Source organism: Mycobacterium persicum (genome assembly GCF_002086915.1).
Lineage (GTDB): Bacteria > Actinomycetota > Actinomycetes > Mycobacteriales > Mycobacteriaceae > Mycobacterium > Mycobacterium persicum.
In genome coordinates this window covers 866,146-884,588 of record NZ_MWQA01000001.1, presented here as the reverse complement: position 1 = coordinate 884,588, position 18,443 = coordinate 866,146, and the positions used below count along the sequence as shown (strand labels likewise).

The 18,443-nt window shown below is 65.7% G+C and carries 18 protein-coding genes and 3 pseudogenes; 14 read left to right on the top strand and 7 right to left on the bottom strand.

Features of this window, described 5'->3' with window-relative positions:
- Positions 1–3: 3 nt before the first annotated feature.
- The 3 genes and pseudogenes from B4U45_RS30280 to B4U45_RS03955 form a co-directional block, all read left to right on the top strand.
- A pseudogene (locus B4U45_RS30280) lies at positions 4–141 on the top strand (zinc-ribbon domain-containing protein); the annotation flags it as partial.
- A gap of 2 nt (positions 142–143) precedes the next feature.
- Positions 144–710, top strand: coding sequence for an adenylate/guanylate cyclase domain-containing protein (locus B4U45_RS03960; protein WP_371687239.1), 567 nt, complete (start codon positions 144–146; stop codon positions 708–710).
- A gap of 48 nt (positions 711–758) precedes the next feature.
- Positions 759–1,319, top strand: coding sequence for a hypothetical protein (locus B4U45_RS03955; RefSeq protein WP_075545473.1), 561 nt, complete (start codon positions 759–761; stop codon positions 1,317–1,319).
- Here B4U45_RS03955 and B4U45_RS03950 read toward each other — a convergent pair.
- Complete coding sequence (locus tag B4U45_RS03950) at positions 1,303–1,725, bottom strand: DoxX family protein (protein ID WP_371687238.1); 423 nt, start codon at positions 1,723–1,725, stop codon at positions 1,303–1,305. The two genes, B4U45_RS03955 and B4U45_RS03950, sit on opposite strands and share 17 nt — an antisense overlap.
- The gene (locus tag B4U45_RS03945) at positions 1,722–2,627 is read right to left on the bottom strand and encodes a haloalkane dehalogenase (RefSeq protein ID WP_075545475.1); all 906 of its coding nucleotides are present in this window, start codon (positions 2,625–2,627) and stop codon (positions 1,722–1,724) included. Before B4U45_RS03945 ends, B4U45_RS03950 begins: the two co-directional genes overlap by 4 nt.
- 220 nt (positions 2,628–2,847) lie before the next feature.
- Here B4U45_RS03945 and B4U45_RS03940 point away from each other — a divergent pair, with 220 nt between their 5' ends.
- The 4 genes from B4U45_RS03940 to B4U45_RS03925 all read left to right on the top strand — a co-directional run bounded on the left by B4U45_RS03940 (position 2,848) and on the right by B4U45_RS03925 (position 6,227).
- Positions 2,848–3,282 carry an SRPBCC family protein gene (locus B4U45_RS03940; RefSeq protein WP_075545476.1) on the top strand — a complete coding sequence of 145 codons (435 nt, stop codon included), beginning with the start codon at positions 2,848–2,850 and terminating at the stop codon, positions 3,280–3,282.
- Between the two features lie 57 nt (positions 3,283–3,339).
- Positions 3,340–4,131 carry an SDR family NAD(P)-dependent oxidoreductase gene (locus tag B4U45_RS03935; protein ID WP_075545477.1) on the top strand — a complete coding sequence of 264 codons (792 nt, stop codon included), beginning with the start codon at positions 3,340–3,342 and terminating at the stop codon, positions 4,129–4,131.
- 20 nt (positions 4,132–4,151) lie between these two features.
- Positions 4,152–5,336, top strand: coding sequence for an acyl-CoA dehydrogenase family protein (locus tag B4U45_RS03930; protein WP_219859324.1), 1,185 nt, complete (start codon positions 4,152–4,154; stop codon positions 5,334–5,336).
- A 114-nt stretch (positions 5,337–5,450) separates the two neighbouring features.
- Entirely contained in the window at positions 5,451–6,227 is a 777-nt protein-coding gene (locus B4U45_RS03925; protein ID WP_219859323.1) for a 3'(2'),5'-bisphosphate nucleotidase CysQ, read from the top strand.
- Positions 6,228–6,319: 92 nt separating this feature from the next.
- Here the strand turns inward: B4U45_RS03925 and B4U45_RS03920 are convergent, their stop codons facing one another.
- Positions 6,320–7,192 (bottom strand): DUF3159 domain-containing protein, encoded by an 873-nt coding sequence (locus B4U45_RS03920; RefSeq protein ID WP_122526483.1) that lies wholly within the window; start codon positions 7,190–7,192, stop codon positions 6,320–6,322.
- Positions 7,193–7,287: 95 nt separating this feature from the next.
- Between B4U45_RS03920 and B4U45_RS03915 the strand changes: the two genes are divergently transcribed.
- Together B4U45_RS03915 and B4U45_RS03910 are read left to right on the top strand one after the other, a co-directional pair.
- Positions 7,288–7,818: a PadR family transcriptional regulator gene (locus B4U45_RS03915; protein ID WP_075545481.1), complete on the top strand. Its 531-nt coding sequence runs from the start codon at positions 7,288–7,290 to the stop codon at positions 7,816–7,818.
- A 290-nt stretch (positions 7,819–8,108) separates the two neighbouring features.
- Positions 8,109–9,464, top strand: a pseudogene (locus B4U45_RS03910) (HNH endonuclease signature motif containing protein).
- Positions 9,465–9,484: 20 nt separating this feature from the next.
- On the opposite strand, the gene B4U45_RS03905 reads toward B4U45_RS03910, so the two are convergent.
- The 3 genes from B4U45_RS03905 to B4U45_RS03895 form a co-directional block, all read right to left on the bottom strand.
- Entirely contained in the window at positions 9,485–10,627 is a 1,143-nt protein-coding gene (locus B4U45_RS03905) for a MalY/PatB family protein (protein ID WP_075545509.1), read from the bottom strand.
- Between the two features lie 178 nt (positions 10,628–10,805).
- Entirely contained in the window at positions 10,806–11,792 is a 987-nt protein-coding gene (locus tag B4U45_RS03900) for an alpha/beta fold hydrolase (RefSeq protein ID WP_075545482.1), read from the bottom strand.
- Positions 11,793–11,814: 22 nt separating this feature from the next.
- Positions 11,815–13,137 carry a M23 family metallopeptidase gene (locus tag B4U45_RS03895; protein ID WP_075545483.1) on the bottom strand — a complete coding sequence of 441 codons (1,323 nt, stop codon included), beginning with the start codon at positions 13,135–13,137 and terminating at the stop codon, positions 11,815–11,817.
- Positions 13,138–13,233: 96 nt separating this feature from the next.
- On the opposite strand from B4U45_RS03895, the gene B4U45_RS03890 reads away from it, so the two are divergent.
- The 3 genes from B4U45_RS03890 to B4U45_RS03880 all read left to right on the top strand — a co-directional run bounded on the left by B4U45_RS03890 (position 13,234) and on the right by B4U45_RS03880 (position 15,442).
- Positions 13,234–13,641: a hypothetical protein gene (locus B4U45_RS03890; protein WP_244899344.1), complete on the top strand. Its 408-nt coding sequence runs from the start codon at positions 13,234–13,236 to the stop codon at positions 13,639–13,641.
- 35 nt (positions 13,642–13,676) lie between these two features.
- Complete coding sequence (locus tag B4U45_RS03885) at positions 13,677–14,231, top strand: hypothetical protein (protein ID WP_241780148.1); 555 nt, start codon at positions 13,677–13,679, stop codon at positions 14,229–14,231.
- Between the two features lie 197 nt (positions 14,232–14,428).
- Positions 14,429–15,442: a 5'-methylthioadenosine/S-adenosylhomocysteine nucleosidase family protein gene (locus tag B4U45_RS03880; RefSeq protein WP_240316447.1), complete on the top strand. Its 1,014-nt coding sequence runs from the start codon at positions 14,429–14,431 to the stop codon at positions 15,440–15,442.
- A 9-nt stretch (positions 15,443–15,451) separates the two neighbouring features.
- Here B4U45_RS03880 and B4U45_RS03875 read toward each other — a convergent pair whose 3' ends face one another.
- Positions 15,452–16,306: a sulfurtransferase gene (locus B4U45_RS03875; protein WP_075545485.1), complete on the bottom strand. Its 855-nt coding sequence runs from the start codon at positions 16,304–16,306 to the stop codon at positions 15,452–15,454.
- 260 nt (positions 16,307–16,566) lie between these two features.
- Here B4U45_RS03875 and B4U45_RS03870 point away from each other — a divergent pair, with 260 nt between their 5' ends.
- Both B4U45_RS03870 and B4U45_RS03865 read left to right on the top strand, forming a co-directional pair.
- Positions 16,567–16,905 (top strand): hypothetical protein, encoded by a 339-nt coding sequence (locus B4U45_RS03870; protein ID WP_075545512.1) that lies wholly within the window; start codon positions 16,567–16,569, stop codon positions 16,903–16,905.
- A gap of 269 nt (positions 16,906–17,174) precedes the next feature.
- Positions 17,175–18,242: pseudogene (locus B4U45_RS03865) on the top strand (alpha/beta hydrolase fold domain-containing protein); the annotation flags it as partial.
- Positions 18,243–18,443 lie beyond the last annotated feature (201 nt).

Below are 18,443 nucleotides of genomic sequence, written 5' to 3'. Positions count from 1 at the left end.
GAGGTGGACGTCAGTCGAACCGTCGCAGCGGACGCGTCCTGCCGATCGTGTGGCAGCGCGGTGGCCGCCACCGCGAAGTTCTGCAGCGAATGCGGTGAGCCACTGACCCGCAGCGCCCGGTCGGCGGAGTACGCATCATGGCGGTGTTCGGGGCGCCGGCCGCACTCGAAGATCACGCGCTGCGGGCGTGTCTGGCGGCGGTGGCCATTCAGCGCGAAATCCAGCCGTTTGCCGGCGATATCGAACGCGATGACGGGGTGGCTTTGCGGTTGCGGGTCGGGCTCAATGCGGGCCAGGTGATTGCCGGTGAAATCAATTCCGGCCCAGCGGGTTACACAGCAATCGGCGAACCGGTGGTGATGGCGCAGCGGATGGAATCCGCCGCCCCGCCCGGCGGTGTGATGATCAGCGAATCGACCGGACGCCTGCTCGAAAATGCCGCTGTCCTAGGGGATTACGAGCTGGGGCAGATCAAGGGCACTGACGTGCCGGTGCCGGCGCACCGGCTGCTGGCCGTGGGCGGGGTGCTACGCAAAACTAGAGGCCGGCGAGGTCCGGGAGGTCTGACGCATGGCGCAGCGAGCCGTCGATCTGGCCGCCGGAGATCCGACGAAAGGCGGTCTCATCTTCGGTTCACGGCTGGCAATGGCAACGGGCCTCAAGGGTTTTGCCGGAATCTGCCTGGGAATGGCGGGCTGGCAAGCCAATAGCGACGCGGCCATCGCGATGGCGGCCCGATCGATCCCACGATCCACGTCATGAACATCATGTGGAAACACGTCGTGGCAATTCCGTTCGGCGCCTTGGCTGCCGACACGACCGCCTTGGCTCACACCGCCGAGGCACTACGTATTGCCGAGCAGACCCGCGACGAACTGGTTCTGGGGTTCGCCCGACTTGCACACGGCTTGATGCAAATCCACCATGGCGGCGCCCACCACGACGACGGCCTCGCGCTGCCGGTCATGGCGCGGCAGTCAGCGGCGAGACAGCGTTTCGTCAGCTTGGCGATCGCCGTCATCGAGCCCGAGATCGCCAGACACAAAGTGCGACAAGGAGATCTCGACGGTGCCATCGAACTGGCCCGTTCGGCCGTCGACGACAGCTTCGCCCCTGGTGAGATGATATGGCACTGGCTGGCCGTCACCGTTATGCCCTGGCGCGCGGCGACGCGGCCGGTCATGACGAATTCATGGCGCGTCTTCGCGCCAGGGCCGAAGCGCTGGGCTTTGAACCTCTGGCTACCGCAAGCACTTCGGTTCATTCCTGAAGCGCCGGCTGACACGGCCGCTGGTGTGGGAGTTAACTGGTGCGGCTGACTTTGAGTGCCGTGGTGATCATCGGAAGCTGCAATGGCAGCCGCGCCAGCGCGATGATCCGCATCGGCCAGGGCTTGTCCCACCACAGCCGGACCATGTTGAGATTGCCCGGAAAGACCGCCACGAAAAGCCCCGCGGCCGCCAGCGCGGCCAATCGCCGGGTGCGTCGCGGCAGCAACAGCGCCCCGATGACCAACTCGGCGACACCCGATACGTAGGTGTAGAGCCGCGGGTTTCCGGGCAGTTCCGCGGGGATGATGTCGTCGAAAGGTTTGGGCGCCACGAAGTGGATGGTGCACACGCCGATCAGCAGCGCGGCGATCCGATACGCCGCGATCTCGTTGCGGTCACGCCGGGCACCGGCAGGCTCGGTCACCGATGACGACGAATTCTGTCGGGGGCTCATCGCGCGGCCTGCTGCCAGGAAATGATGCGTTCGGCCAGCTCCGGTCCGCTGTCCTCCTGGATGAAGTGGTTGGCGTTGATGCGGGCATGCGGCTGGCCCGCCGCGCCCGGGATGTGGTTGATCAACGGACGGTCGGCTCGTCCCAGGATCGGGTCCCGTTTCCCGAAGATGGCAAGGAATGGCTTCTCCCATCGGCCCAGCGCGTCCCAGGCGGCCCGGTTGGCCGCAATCGCGGGGTCGCCGGCCGAGGTTGGCACCAACTGGGGAAAGGCCCGAGCGCCCGCTTGGTACCGCTTGTCGGGGAACGGAGCGTCGTAGCCGGCCCGTACCTCGGCCGGGACCTTGTGCACGGTGCCGGTGTCGACGATGCGGCCCGCGGGCAGCACGGGGGAGTAGCGGGCGAAAGCCCGCCAGAGGTAGAAGGCGGGCGGGGTGCGCTGCTGCGCGGTGGGAAGGAAGCCGTTGGCCACCACCAGAGCCGCTACCCGGGCATCCTGTTCCGCGGCGATGCGCAGACCGATCAATGATCCCCAGTCTTGCACGAAGAGCGTCACGTCGTGCAGATCGAGATTCTCGAACCATGACGTCACCCATTCCACATGACGCAGGTAGGTGTAATCCGCAATGCGCGTTGGCTTGTCGGAGCGGCCGAAGCCGATCAGGTCGGGTGCCAGCACCCGGTTGCCGGCCTTGGCGAGCGGCGGGATCATCGTCCGGTACAGGTAGCTCCAGGTGGGCTCGCCATGCAGCAGCACGATCGGCGGCCCGTCGGTTGGACCCTCGTCGAGGTAGTGCATGCGCAACGCCTGGGTGTCGGTTGCCGCCACATCGACGTAGTGCGGTGCGAACGGGTAGCCGAGGAGATTTTCGAACCGGGCATCCGGTGTTCTCAGGACATCCATCAGTCAGCTCCTTCGGGGCGGCACGGTGAGCTCGTCTGCTACGGCAAGCCTGCCATGCCGCTGCGCCGGGCAGCTGGGCCGGCCGACAGCTGCGTGGGCGCGGCGGGATGCGACGTTCATCCGACCTCGGTGCCGGTGGTTCGCGGGCGCTTGCCGGGCGGAATTTCTGCTGCGTCTAGCATGTGCGGGAGTACGCGGCTGCGGCCAGACAGGAGATCTCATGGTCGAGATTCACGTGCAGCGGACCATCGCAGCGCCGGTGGAAAAGGTGTTCGACTGGCTGGCCGACCCGCACGCGTTGACCGCCGCCCCGTTGGTGCTCCGGGCCGGTTACACCAAGGACTCGGCCCCGCCGGGGCCGGGTGCGGTGCGTGACGTGGTGGCACTCGGCACCTGGTTTCGGGAGCAGATCACCGCCTTTGATCGGCCGCACAGCTACACCTACCTCATCCTGCGCTCGTTTCCGCCGTTCAATCACGAGGGCGGGACGTTGACGTTCACTCCCGCGGGCGACGGTACCCATGTCGATTGGCTGACCACCTACACCCATCCGGCTCGGGCCGGCGGCAACCTGCTGGCCGCGGTCACCCGCCCGCTGTTGCGGTCGAACTTTCTGGCGATTCTGGCCGCCTGCGCGAAGACGCTCGAAAGCTAGCGGTGCCGAGGAACCGGCTCGCTGTCGCGGGCCACCGACGTCCGGAGAGGACCGGCCGTGGCCCACGGTGAACGTGCCCGTGCGAGCACATTCGTCGTGACCGGTGCGGCCTCGGGCATCGGTTTGGCGACCGCGCGCCGGCTGCTGGACGAAGGTGGCTCGGTCGTCGGCGCCGATCTCGTTGCCCCCCAGGAGGACCTCGGCGGGCGATTCACCTTCGTTTCGGCCGACGTGACCGACGAGGCCGCCGTCGCCGCCGTCATGGACGCGGTGCCGGGCCGCCTGGACGGGGTCGTTCACTGCGCCGGGGTCGCCGGCGGCGGCCCGGTCCACCTGCTCTCGCGCACCGAGTGGGACCGGGTCATCGGAACCAACCTCACCGCGACCTTTCTGGTGGCCAAGGCCGCGCTGGCCAGGATGATCGAGCAACCCCGTGTCGACGGCGAGCGCGGCTCCATCGTCACCCTGGCCAGCATCGAAGGTCTGGAAGGGACCGCCGGCGGTAGCTCCTACAACGCCGCCAAGGGCGGTGTGGTGTTGTTGACCAAGAACATTGCGCTCGACTACGGGCCGAGCGGTATCCGCGCCAACGCCATCTGCCCGGGCTTCATCGCCACGCCGATGACCGACAGCGTCTTCGGTATGCCGGGTATGGAGGGCCCGCAGGCCTCGATCGTCGCCGAGCATGCCCTGCGGCGGCTGGGCCGCCCGGAGGAGGTCGCGGCCATGGCCGCCTTTCTGGTGTCGCCGGAGGCATCCTTCGTCACCGGTCAGGCCATTGCCGTCGACGGCGGCTACACGGCCGGACGCGACCACGGCGTCGTCCGGCTCTTCGGCTTTCCCGAGTGAGACGAGTGACAGGAACCCCCATGACGTCGACAGCTGAAGCGAGCGGGCGGGTCGTCGCATTGGCCCGCGGGATGCGGGATCTGGTGCGAGCCGAGGCCGCCGAATCCGAGCGCAAGCGCACGCTGACCGATCCGATCGTCGATGCGATGTGGGCTACCGGGCTGATGTCGGCGCTCAGTCCCGTCGCCGCCGGCGGGGTCGAGCCGCCGTTGGCCGACATGATCGAGATGTGGATCGAAATGGCTTGGCAGGATGGGTCTTTCGGCTGGATCGGGATTGCGAACCTGCCGTCGCGGTTCGCCGCCGCGACCTATCTGCCCGACGACGGCTTCGCCGAGGTGTTCAGCGCGCACGACAACCATGTCACGATGGGCGGCCAATTCTTCCCCAATGGGCAGGGGACCGTCGTCGACGGCGGCTACCGGTTGAGCGGGTCGTGGAGCTTCGGCTCGGGCATTGGCCATTCGCAGTACATCGCCGCCGGGTTTTTCCCGATGGACAACGGCGAGATGCGCTGGATCAGCGAAGGCATCCCCGACATGCAGGTGGCCGTGGTCCCACGCGACGACATCCAGTTCAACGACGGCTGGTATGTGCAGGGGCTCAAGGGAACCGGGTCTTATGACTACAGCGCCCAGGATGTGTTCGTGCCGCACGGCCGGACGTTTCCGCTGTTCCCCCGCGAGCCGTACCGGGGGAGCTCGCCGGCCACCCGCATGGGCCTGATGCCCGTCACCGCCGCCGGTCACGCGTCGTGGGCACTCGGGGTCGCCAAGAGCATGCTCGACGACGTCGTCGACCTCGCGGCCACCAAGTACCGGATGAGCGACATGGCGCCATTGGCCAGCCGCCAAACCTTCCAGAAGGGGCTCGCACATCACGTCGCGGCGTGGCGGGCCGCCCGCCTGCTGGTACTCGACGCGGTCACCACCGCCGAAGCCGCCGTCGCCGCCGGTGACGACCTGACGCCGATGTTGCGGGCCGACTTGCGCGCGGCCGCGGTCTTCGCCACCGATACGGCACGAAGCTGCGCGGAGTGGGCGCACCTGGTCGCCGGAACGAGCTCGATCCGCGAAGGCAGTCGTCTCGAGCGCGCGTTCCGTGACATGTACACCGGGACCCAGCACGCCTTCATCAGCGAGAAGGTGGCCATCGATTGCGCCCAGGTGTGGCTGGGCATCATCGAGGACCAGTTCGGCCTCTGAGTCCGCTTTGCGTCCACTTTGCCATGACGATCCGGCCCGCCCGGACGGCGATGAGCCGACCCGCGGTGCGGTAATTTGGCACAGATTGCCAACCCATCCGGAAAACGGTTCGCCATGGATGATCACGCTCTTGCCGCGCGGCTGGCCACCGAGGCCGGGCAGCTTCTGCTCCACATCCGGCAGGAATTTGCCGACGCCGCGGCGAGCGAGCGAAAGTCGGCGGGGGACAAGCGATCTCCCCACTTTCTGATGCAAGCACTGGCCCTACAGCGTCCCGCCGATGCGGTGCTGTCCGAGGAGGGCGCCGACGACCCGGTGCGGTTGCGCTCGGCGCGGGTGTGGATCATCGACCCGCTCGACGGTACCCGCGAGTTCTCCGAACTCGGACGTGAGGACTGGGCGGTTCACGTCGCGCTGTGGCAGACCGATGAGCTCGTTGCCGGTGCCGTGGCGCTGCCGGCGCAGGGCATCACCCTGGCGACACCGCACGTTCAGCCGCCGCCCACCGCATCCGGACGACCACGCATCGTGGTGTCGCGCACCCGAGCGCCCGCAATCGCGCTGGCCGTCCGCGACGCGTTACACGGCACGCTGGTCGAAATGGGCTCGGCCGGCGCCAAAGTCGCAGCGGTGGTGCAAGGGTCGGCCGATGTCTACGTGCACGCCGGAGGCCAGTACGAATGGGATTCCGCCGCGCCGGTGGCGGTCGCCCGGTCCGCCGGTTTGCATGCCTCCCGCATCGACGGATCGGCGTTGGCGTACAACCGGGCGGACCCGAAGCTTCCGGACCTGGTGGTGTGCCGCTCGGAACTGGCTGAGGCCGTACTGGCCGCCACCGGCGGCGCGGACCGGTGGCCCGGTAGCGGTGATATGGAAAGCCGAATGGCCTAGCGTCGAGAAGTTCTCATCAGTCGCTTGCGGATCAAGCGGTGGCGCGCAGCCCGGGCCCTGGTTCCGTTGTGGACCAACGGCATCGGCTCGCGTCAGGGCTTCTTGTCCGCGGCGAAGAGTTTCACCATGAGACCGGATGCCACGCTGCCGATCACGATCAGCGCCATACCCACCGCGAAATCCACCGAGTCGGTGACCAGGCCCGCGATCCCGGTGACCACGACGAACGTGGGCAGCCACTCGACGAGCCCGATGGTCGACGGCAGCCGGGCCGGTTCTCCGTTGGCCAGGTCGAATTTGGCCGAGGCGTAATCCGGGTAGAACTCGGTGACCGCCGCCGCAAAGAAGATGGCCGCCAGCTGCAGGATCCATCCCGTCCAGAAGTTGCTGGGGTCGTGGAAGACATAGTCGCCGACAAAGCCGACCGCCGCGGCGAACGTGAACGCGCCTGCCCACACGGCGGTGATCACGGCATTGATCCGCTCGAACAGCGGGCTGTCCCAATACTCTTGTGGCGTCGTGTCTTTGGCGTAGGCCATGGTGAACGGTTTGCGGATCAGCAGCGTCAGCCAGGCGAAACCGGCCAGGGAAATGTTGGTCAGCTCGCCGGACCACAGTTCCAGCCAACGGATCACGTTGTCGGTCGCGACCAATCCGACGACGGCCAGCGCCGCGAAGAACAGCGCACCGAAGACCTCCAGCGTGTGAACCTTGATGCCCCGGATGACACCGGCAACCATGACGAGCAACGAGAACCCCAGGGCGGCGACCACCGCTTCCTCGAAGCGGCCCGGTCCGGACAGGATTGACAACAGCGCCCACGGTGCGATTCCGGCGAAGGGCGACTTCAGAAACGAGTCGATCACGCCTGCCCGGCGGTGTGCCTCCGGCCGGCCCTTCGACGGCTGAGCGTCGTTGTCGTTATCGGAAGGGGCCGGCAGGTGAGGGCGGGGGGTGTGACTCATCTGGAACTCCTCGCGTTATCGACCATCCAATTATGACATGTGAATAGTGGCATCTCACTAGTGACATGTCAATGATGGATGGTTAAGATGGTCTGGTGAGCTTGCGACATGCCGCGTTGGGGTTGCTTTCCCAGGAGCCAGGTAGTGGCTATGACCTGCTGAAACGGTTCAAGTTGTCGATGGACAACGTCTGGCCGGCTACCCAGAGTCAGCTCTACGGCGAGCTCAACAAGCTCGCTGCCGCCGGGCTGATAAGGGTGTCCGACACGGGGCCGCGGGGGCGCAAAGAGTACGTGATCACCGATGCGGGCCGGGCGGAGCTCAATCGCTGGATCACTTCTCCGCAGGAGGATCCGCCCATTCGCAACGCTGCGTTGTTGCGGGTGTTTCTACTCGGCCAGCTGCCTCCCGGCCAGGCGCGTAAGTATGTGGAATCACTGTTGTCGCTGGCCGAGCAGGAGCATGCGCACTACCAGCAGATCCGCGAAGCCTACGACTGGTCCGACGATGACGACAGCTTCTTTGCCCGCGCGGTTCTCGAGCAGGGATTACGGTGGACTCGCCACGAGATCGACTGGGCCACTTGGGTCATCGAGGGCCTGGATCGGCGCGGCGCCCGCGGTTAGGACTAACCGGATTTCTCATGCACCTTGCTGCACCGCGGGCGTGCTCGACACACCTCGCCCGCGCCGCCCGTCTACTGAAATATCTGCGTAGAGCCTGCACTGCACGGCAAAACCGTTGTGCGCCGTGGGATGTTGCGCATAAGGTAGCCGCAGCCCAAGCGCGGCCTTGTCGCACCGTTAGCCGCGCGACGGGAAGCGCTGCTGTTCGCTCTGAGCGAAGCGTGAAATCGATTGTTCGGCAGTCGTTTTTTGCCCGAGTCTTGTCGGTGCCCGCCGATAGGTTAGGTGCTATGGATTGGCAGGCGGTCACGGCGGCCTTCGACAGGTTGGATGCGGCGCTGGATGTGGTGGCGGGCCTGAACTTTGACGCGTTGAGCGCCGCGCAATGGTTGACGCTGCTGCAGCGCTGCGAACAGGTGCGCCGACGCATCCCGGTGCCCCAGCATCAGCCGATCAACCATTTGGCCCGCCAAGCCAGCGCCGCAGAGTTAGGCGGCAAACTCTCGCATGCGATCGCCGAGTGGACGTTGATCAGCCGTGCCGAGGCCACCCGGCGCATTAATGTGGCTGCCGATCTCGGGCCGCGGCGCGGGTTGTCCGGTCGGCCGATCGCCCCGGCGCTGGCCGCCACCGCCACCGCCCAACGCGACGCCAAACTCGGCGCCGAGCACATCACGGTGATCCGCCGGTTTTGCCGGCAGCTTCCCGGCTGGGTCGACCACGCCACCCGCGAGCGCGCCGAAGCCCAGCTGGCCCGCCAAGCCAGCCAGTTTCGCCCCGAACAGCTCGCCGAGCTGGCCGCCACCCTCGCCGATTGCCTCAACCCCGATGGCACCTACCGCGATGAGGATCGGGCGCGCCGACGCGGACTGATGTTGGGCAGCCAGCAAGCCGATGGCATGTCGGCGCTGCGCGGGCTGATCACCCCCGAACTGCGCGCCACCCTGGAAGCGGTGCTGGCCAAACTGGCCGCCCCGGGCATGTGCAACCCCGACGACGAGCAGCCGGCGGTCGATGGCGCGCCCTCGGAAGAGGCGATTCAGCATGACACTCGCTCGGCCGCCCAACGCCACCACGACGGGCTCACCGCCGGGCTGCGCGCCCTGCTGGCCTCCGGAGACCTGGGCCAACACAACGGGGCTGCCGGCCAGCATCATCGTGTCCACCACGCTCAAGGATTTGGCGGCGGCCGCCGGCAATGCGCTGACCGGCGGCGGCACCATCCTGCCGATGTCGGATGTGGTCCGTCTGGCCCGCCACGCCCACCATTACCCCGCCATCTTCGATCAAGGCAAAGCCGTGGCGCTCTATCACCGCAAGCGGCTGGCCTCACCCGGACGCGAATCGTCTTGTACGCCGAGGAGCGTGGCTGCTCAGCCCCGGGCTGCGACGTCAAAGGCTACTACGGTGAAGTCCACCACGTGATTCCGTTCGCCGAGTCGCCCACCACCGACATCAACCAACTCACCTTCGCCTGCGGACCCCACCACAAACTGCTCGACAACGGCTGGACCACCCGCAAAAACACCCACGGCGACACCGAATGGCTCCCGCCACCCCACCTGGACCGCGGCCAACCCCGCACCACCATGCATCATCCCGAGAAACTGCTCCGCGATGGAGGCGACGACGACGAAACGGAGTAGCTCCGTCAACCCAGAGCTGACTAATGTATGTCGGCCAGCGCCCGGCCCATTCGCGATACGGCTTCGGTCAGGATGGCTTGGCTGGTCGCGAAATTGATGCGCACGTGCCCGTCCCCGCCCGTTCCGAAGACGTGGCCGGAACTCAGCGCCACCCGGGCGTGGTCCAGGAACCAGCTGGCCGGACCCGACAGGTCCGACACCACGGCAAGGCCGTCGGCGGCCCGTTCGGCGAAACCGAGTGCGTGACAATCCAGCCAGGCCAGGTAAGTGCCTTGCGGCCAAAGGTATTTCACCCCGGGAAGGTGTTGCTCGACCAGATCACCCAATAACGTTCGGTTGGTATCCAGGCCCTGCAGCACGGCGTCGAGCCAATCGCCGCCGCTGCGAAATGCTTCGGTATGCGAGATGACACCGAGGTGGCTTGGTCCGTGACTGACTTCCTCGGGCATGCGGCGAAGATCGGTTGCTGCTTCGGCACCGGCGATGGCCACAGCGGCTTTGATCCCGCAGAGATTCCATGCTTTCGAGGCGGACATCAGGCTGAATGCGTTCTCGGCACCAGGCACGCTCAGGTACGGCGTGAATCGCGCCCCGCTCATGACGAGCGGAGCATGGATCTCGTCGGACACCACCCGGACGCCGAACCGGCGTGCGAGTCGGGCGATCTCGCTCAGTTCGTCGACGGTGTGCACGGCGCCGGTCGGGTTGTGGGGATTGCACAACAGGTAGGCGACGCTCCCGCCGGAGCCACCGGCGCGCGCGAAGGCCCGCTGCAACGTGTCCACATCGATCCGGCCGTCAACACCCAGCGGCGCTTCGATCACCCGCCGGCCGTCGTGAGACACGAACGCGTAGAACGGTGCGTAGACCGGCGAATTGACGATGACCGTGTCACCGCGCTCGGTGACCAGCCGTAGTAGCTCCACAACTCCGAGCATGACGTCGGGCACGATCGCGGTGCGGCCGACCTCCAGATCGTGCCAATCCCACCGTTGCGAGGCGAACTCGGCCACCGCTTCGGCATAGGCGGTGCCGTGGGGATATCCGGTGTCGCCGCGGTCGACGGCGCTGTGGATGGCGGCGGCCACCGTCGGCGCAAGATTGACATCCATCTCCGCGACCCACAGCGGCAGGACATCGGCCGGGTAAGCACGCCATTTCATGCTGGTGCGGCGCTGCAATTGCTCGAGCGATAGCTCCTCGAGTGGATTCGTCACTGTTGCAGATTACGGCCCTCGGATGCCGAGTCACCGATCGGCAAAGGCGTGCGTGGGGATGGTCGACGGCAGATCCACCGAACTGACGAAATCGCCGCAGTGTGGGTCGATGGCGTCTGCGACGCTAGTCGCTCTGGTCGACCAGAACCGCGCCTTCGGGCCGGTTCCCCAGTGTCTGCAGCCCGATGTCCTCCCCGCCGGCGGTGAGGCGCACGATCTCGGCCAATTCCGCGGGCGCGTCACATTGCAGATAGTGGTCGGCGCCGGGCATCACCCAGTAGCGGCTGCGCCCCGGCTGGTTTTTCAGATACGCCTGCCAGACATGGTTGGCGACGCGCAGCGGCGCCACGCTGTCATGCAGCCCCCAGACCAGCGCGGTGTTCAGAGACATGGTGGAAAGCCCTTCGAGCCAACGGGTTTCGTCGGCAGCCCGCTCATGCAGATACTGAATGGTGTCGGGCAGCACCGAGATCCCGTCGTTGTGGGCAAAACACTTCGCCAGCGCGGCGATCTCCGGGTCGTCCAGCGTCCGCCGCGGGATGAAGGTGCTGGCTCCCAGCCCGGCCGCCAGCAGCTCGGGCGTCGTCGCCGCGGCGGTGGCCCGCCCGGTCGCGGCGTCGAGCAGCGCCGTCTGGAACGCGGTGAGGTTGGACAGCGGCAGGTAGATGTTGGCGTTGGTGATGATCACGTCCAGCGGCAGTGCCGGTGGGTCCTCGGCGGCCAGCATGCCCAGCGCGATCATGCCCACGCTGCTGCGGCGGTCGTGGGTGAGCATCCGGAACTCGGTCAGCTGCCACACCCGCCTGATGGCGTGAACGAGCAGCCGGGCGTCGTCGTACAACGAATACACGTAGGGCGCCGACGGCTTGTCGGACAGCCCGTAGCCCGGGAAGTCGAGCACGAATATGTCGAACTCCGAGCCCAGCGCACCCGCCAACCCGAAGTAGTCGATGCTGGACGTGGGGAAGCCATGAACCAGCACCAGCGCCGGCGCCCCGGGTGTGCCGCAGCGGCGGCTGAACACCGACACTTCGGCGCCGTCGTTGGCGGCGGTGGTCGATCGCCAACGCAATTGTGTTCCGCCGCTGTGCCACTCGGTGAAGATGTCCACGGGCGGGGTCCTTTCGCCGGTCTTATGCAAAAGTCGTAATCGCCAGCAATAGCGGCAGCTGGTTGGAGCGAAGTTCGGGTGCCTGCAGTCGCTCTGGCCCGAAGAACGAGCCGCTGAGGTAGTTGTCGGCATTCCACACCGAGGTGGTGCTCACCTGGCCTTGGTAACTGAAGGCGTCCAGCACATAGGGCACGGCGTCGGCTTCGAGCAGCGACGGACCGCTCATCAGCTGGAAGTGCAGGTGCGGGGCGTTGGAGTTGCCGGTGTTGCCCAGTTTGGCGATCTGTTGGCCCTTTTTGACCTTGTCACCGGGTTTGACCAGCAACGAGCCCTTGATGAGGTGCGCGTAGAGCGCGTACACGCCGTCACCGAGGTCCATTACGATGTGGTTGCCGTCGATGGTGTTGATTGTCATCTTGGCGGCCAGGGCAGGATCGGAGGCCGGCAGGATGCCCGGTACGTTGGCCTCGACAGTGTCGAGTGTGGAGGCCACGGTGCCGTCGGCGACCGCGTAGACGGGAACTCCGTACGAGACGTAACTTTCGTTGCGGGTTCGGTCTCCGGTGTAGAAGTTGCCCTGGTCGTCCATGTGCATCCAGTCGATCGCAAACCGCTGGCTGTTGTTCAGCTTCATGTTGACCGGCATGATGGCGTCGCGGTGCGCCCAGCCCGGATTACAGCAGCCGTTGAAGGCGACCCAATTGTTGCCCCGCAGTGGCGGGCTGATCAGCCGCGGGGTGCCGGCCGAGATATCGAACGGAGCACCTAGGGTGTCCATCGGGCCGGGTTCGGTACTCACCGCCGGGTTGGTCACCCCGGTGCCACGCAGACGCAGCATGACTGCCTTCGGGAATTGCGCCAACGTGTCAAGCGTGAAGTCCAGCAACAGCGTCCGCGATGTCTGGGCCGCAATGCCGAAGTCGGGGGAGGGCTGTTGGGTGAGCTGTCGTAATCGGTTGCAGTTTCCATAGTTACAGGCGGGGTCGACCAACTGCGGGCCGGCGAACGTGGCGAGCACCTTGTTGGGATCCTGCGCATCGACCACATCGACGGCGGTGAGGCTGGCCGGCCCCCCGGTGGCATTGGTGATCTGCACGTCGAAGGCCAAGTGATACTTGCCGTCACTGCCGGGGAAGGGAAATGTCGGGCGGCTGATTGGCGCAACGGTCAGCGGGGTAAAGGCGTCGGGCACCGTCACACCGGCAAGCGGGTTGGTTCTGGCCGGGGTAGTCGACGAGGCGCCGCCGCCCGTCTGCGTACTCGACGAGCACGCGGCGACGAACAGGATCAACCAGAAGGTGGCCAACGGTTTCCAGAGCGGACGGCGTGCGGGGACAGCTGCCATCGGATGCGCCTCCTTGGTCGGCCGGGTCTCGTGAGCTTAGTCTTCGGCTCTGCTATTTGGGCCGAAGACATGCACGCCGGGCTTACCATGCTGGGCATGATCACTACCCGGGTAATCGGTGTTGCCGAATATCAGATCAGCTCCGAGGAAGCCGGCATCATCAATGCACGATATGTCTCTTCTGGTTCGGTCCGGTCGAGCGGCGGGATCGGTTCGGGACGGGCCAGGGGCGATACGTCCAATGGCTTCCCCGGCGATTACCGTGTGCAATACTTCGACGCCGCAGGCGAATTGACCGGGGATCTCGATTTGCGGATCCAGCGGGCCGGAGCGTCCTATCGGTTGACCTGGCGGCACCGCTCGCAGAACGTCAGCCTGCCGGCGGCGGTCGGCGAAGTGGTCTACGAAGGCATCGGTTTTGCGAACGGACAGCGATCTATGGCCATTGCCTATTGGATGGCGGAAAGAGTGTCAGCGGCAATTGCAGGCCGGCCGCTGCTCTGAAAAGAATCCACCCGGGAGGCATGTTGAGACACAGGTTGTTCTTCCTGGCCGTCGTTGTGGCGCTGGCCGTAACGGCCTGCGGCGCAGCATCTCACCCGCGCCTGTGGGGAGCGTTCACCGAACGCGGCTTGGCCAACGTCCCGATGAAGCCCGGCGTCAATGTTCGGGTCTTCAACGACGTGAACTTGGATGCGCATGGCTACATCAAGTACGACAAGTCGAACGGATACCTGACACTGCATCCGGGCACGTATCGCATCGATGGCTGGTCGCTGACCTCGTTTGGTTTCAAGCTGACGCCGGAGCAGCAGGCGGCCGCCTATTCGGCTCCGGGCTATGCGTTCTTCTGGAATGTCGACCAGAAGAAGATGGAGATCCTGGGTTCGCTTCAAGATCCGCGCTATTCGCAACAGAGCATCATCAACGGCGTGCTCACGATACGCAAGACGACGAATTACTTCGTCGGCCATCAGAACGGCGACAAGGTCGACGGGATAAGCCTGCAGCTCTACGATCCGAACATCAAAATGCCCGACGGACAGGTCTCGACCAACCACGCGTTCGCGCAGCTGGTCGTCGAGCGCTTGTAGCGCCGCCGACACGTTCGCTCACTCGGCGGCAGCTCCGACGCCAGCCCCGAATAACGACACGGAATCGTTGGCGAAAAACATCCATAACGAATGTCCGCCGCTACGTCAGGTAGCGCCAAAATCTAAGCCACACCACCCATGAGACAGCGTGTCCTGGCACCCGCGACCGACGAAGTTCCGCCGGGGATAGGGGGATCGTGCTCGAGCGGTTCCTGGCTGCGTGTGCGATGGTGGCCGCCTTGTTGCTGGGCGCCGCGGCGGTCTCGTCGAACACCAGGGCCGACACCGGAGGCTTCGCGACAGTGAGCCCATGTCAACAGCGCACGCTGATCCTGTCGGCCTTTCCCGCCGAAGCCGACGCGGTGTTGTCGCACACCATGCTTGACGCCAACCCGGTTGTCGTCGACCACCATCGGCGCTTCTACCTCGGGTCGATCGCCGGAAAGAGAGTGATAGTGGCGATGACCGGTATCGGGCTGGTCAACGCCACCCGCACCACCGAGATCGCCGTGGATCGCTTCACCTGCTCGTCCGGAATTGCCGTTGGCGCGGTGGTGTTTTCGGGTGTCGCCGGCGGCGCCGGACGCACCGCGATAGGAGACGTGGCCATCCCGGCGCGCTGGACCCTGGACAACGGCGCGACATTTCAGGCCGTCGATCCCGGCATGCTGGCCGCGGCGCAGACGTTGGCCGTCAGCCTGGGCAACGTCAACAATCTCGGCAATCCCGCCTGCCTGTGCAAGCACGTACCCACCGTGCCACTGGTCAACCTGGGGCGGCAGACACAACTCTTCGTCGGTGGCGACGGCTCCAGCAGCGACAACAACAACGGCCAGGCATTTCCCTGTATCCCCAACGGCGGCGACATTTTTGGTTGTCAGCCCTGCTCGGCGCCGGACCGCTCGCTGCTCTACACCGGTAACTTTCCGCACGCGGCGTTGCCGTTCCTGGCCCACGGCTTGCTCAGCAACCTGAAGATACCGGTACAGAAACCGGCCTTCGACGCTGTCGACCAGGAGACGGCGGCGGCGCAGGCGGTCGCCAACGCGCGTGGCATACCGTTTCTGGGCATCCGCGGCATGTCCGACGGCCCCGGTGATCCGCTCAACCTGCCCGGCTTTCCGTTCCAGTTCTTTCTTTACAAGCAGATCGCGGTCGAAAACGCCGCACTGGTTGCCCAGGCGTTTCTGCAGAACTGGACCGGCGCCTAGCGCGCCCGGCTATCCGGCGCCGCGAGCGACCGGACGGGTCGGATCCGAACTCCACTCGGACCACGATCCGGGATATAGCGCCGCCTCACGACCCATCGCGGCGAGCGCGGCGACGGTGACGGAAGCGGTGATACCGGATCCGCAGTAGGCGCCCACCGGGCCGTCGGGATCGATGCCGCGGCCGGACAACAGCCGGGTAAGCGCATCCTGGTCGAGAAACATTCCGTCGCAATCCAGTACGGCGGCACTGGGAAGGTTTGTCGCGCCGGGAATGTGACCGGCAACCGGGTCGACGGGCTCCACATCGCCGCGAAAGCGCTCCGGCGCCCGTGTGTCCAGCAGCGGCACCGCGCCTGACCCGCATTGCTGTGCGGTCAAGGTAGGCCGTCGCCCGGCAGCAAGATCATCATGGCGCACAAGCACATTCCCGGCGGGAGGCGTCACCGGTCCGGTCTCCAACGGTTCTTCAGCCGACCGCCACGCATCCAGGCCGCCGTCGAGGATGCGGACATTGTCAACCCCGGCCGCGGTGAGTACCCACCACGCTCGCGCCGAACCGGCCCGGTTCCAGTCGTCATACGCCACGACCAGGCCGTCCCGCTGAATTCCCCAGCGGCGCGCGGCCGCCTGAAGACTGCGCCCCGAGGGTAGTGGGTGACGGCCGTGGCCGACGACGGTGTGGTCGCTGAGTTCGTCTTCCAGCGAGACGTAGACCGCCCCGGGTAGGTGGCCCCGCAGATAAGCCGAATGCCCGTCCGGCTCGTCGAATCGCCACCGCACGTCCAGTAGGGTGACCGGCTCGGCGGACCGGATCCGGCCGGCCAGCTCGGCGACAGTGATCAATACCTGGTCCCTGGCGTTCACCGACTCACCTCCACTTGGTCCACGAGCCTACCGCCATCGGTTTCCCGGATTGGCCATGGCGAGGGCTCGATCGGCGATAGCCTCGGTGGCACAGGCGACAGTAGGCGGATCAGATGACGGCGCGGCGGTTTCTCGCACCACGGATGTCGACGGCGACGCTGATGGCCGTTGTGTCATTGGCTATCGCGATGTCGGCACCCGTTGGGGCAGTGCCTGATACGCAGTGCACGCTTGCGACACCGGTCCAGGAAGTGCAGTCAGTGTCCCAGCTGCCCGCGGAACTTCGTCAGATTCTGCCGCCGATCGCCGATATCGGCGCGCCCTTCAACAAGACCGACGCGGTCACCGATCCGACGTTGCCGTTTCGGCGTCTGATTCGGGCCGGCTCTCGCGACAATGACTGGTTTGTTTGGTACGAACACGGCGGCATCACCTATTTCTGGCAAGCGGTGGTACTGCGCGTCGTGCCAGGGGCGGAGACTAAGACGGTGGGGAACGCGGGGACTGTCTCAGATCTCTTGTGCGTCGCCACCGACGGAGCCTTCGCCGGCCAGGTTCCGCCCTATCCGCAAGGCAGCTGGGCCGAGTCTTTGTTCTAAGCCGAATTTTTCGGCGCAGCCCGCCCTGTGGGTGTTGATAACCGAATGTGCCTGTCCCGCAGTGCACTTTGCGGTGAAGGGGCGGTGGCGGCAAAAGCTTTGACCCGGCGCATCTATCACGAGGCGCCGGGCGAGCTCATCGGCAGGACGGGTGCGGCATGGTGTACCTGATCAAATATTGCCACAAGGAAGTCTTGCGCTATGCATCCATTGCAGAATACTATACACGCGTATTGTGATTTGACCATGCTGTAAAGGAAGCGTCGAGCTTGATTGCACCATTGACAACCCTGCCCGGGTTTCCGGCAAAGGCTCTTCGCGAACCTGCAAGGACGGCTGCACATCGATTGCAGCTCGACGAAGCCGCCGCTCTCAGCGACGAAGCCGCCGCCGAGATCGTCGAGACGGGTCCAAGTGCACCGGCCCGGTTGGTGTCATTGGCAGCGCGGTGTGCGATCCGGCCCGTTATCAGCGTGGTTAGCCATCTCCCCCATGCGCCGTGGCCGTTTGGCCTGGTCGACTTCGCGTGCCGGGTATTGCTCCCGACGCCGGGCACGGTCCGTGCTCGGGTGAAGCTACCCAACGCCAGCGCACTGCTGGTTCGCGCACCGGCAGTGCTGCCTGCGGATGGCACCCGGCGAGTAGTGCTCTACCTGCATGGCGGCGCATTCCTGACCTGTGGGGCAAACTCGCACAGCGGGGTGGTCAATGCCCTGTCGCACTCCGCCGACGCGCCGGTATTGGTGGTCAATTACCGGCTGATTCCCAAGCATTCGCTCAGCATGGCGCTCGATGACTGTTACGACGGATACCGATGGCTGCGTCGGCACGGGTACCAGCCCGACCAGATCGTGTTGGCCGGTGACTCAGCGGGTGGCTATTTGGCACTGGCATTGGCGCAGCGTTTGCAGCAGTTTGGCGAAAGGCCGGCAGCATTGGTTGCAATCTCACCGCTGCTGCAGCTGGCCAAGGAACCCAAGAAAGCACATCCCAACATCAGCACCGACGCGATGTTTCCCGCTACGGCTTTCGATGCGCTGACGGCCTGGGTTGCCAGCGCGGCTACCAAGCACTCGGTCGACGAGATGCCCGAAGAGATCTATGAGCCGTTGGATCACATCCGGCCCGGCCTGCCGCAAACGCTGATCCATGTATCCGGCTCCGAGGTGCTGCTACACGATGCGCGGTTGGCGGCGGCCAAGTTGGCGGCTGCTGGTGTGCCGGCCGAGGTCCGGATCTGGCCGGGCCAGATTCATGTCTTTCAGCTGGCCGCACCAGTGGTGCCCGAGGCCAGCCGCTCGCTGCGTCAAATCGGCGAATACATTCGTGAGGCCACCGGTGAGCCGACCAACCCGCATACCGTAGTCGCGCCCATTTCGCCGGCGAGTTCTGCTTCGCGGCGGCGCCCTAACCGATCGCGTCTTTGGCGAAGTGTGCTCATGGTCGGCTTGCGAAGTCAAAGAGCAGGCCGAGATTGCCACCGTTTCGGCACCGTGACGACTTGCCGCGCGCCCTCACCGGCGTCCGGCACGCGCGGG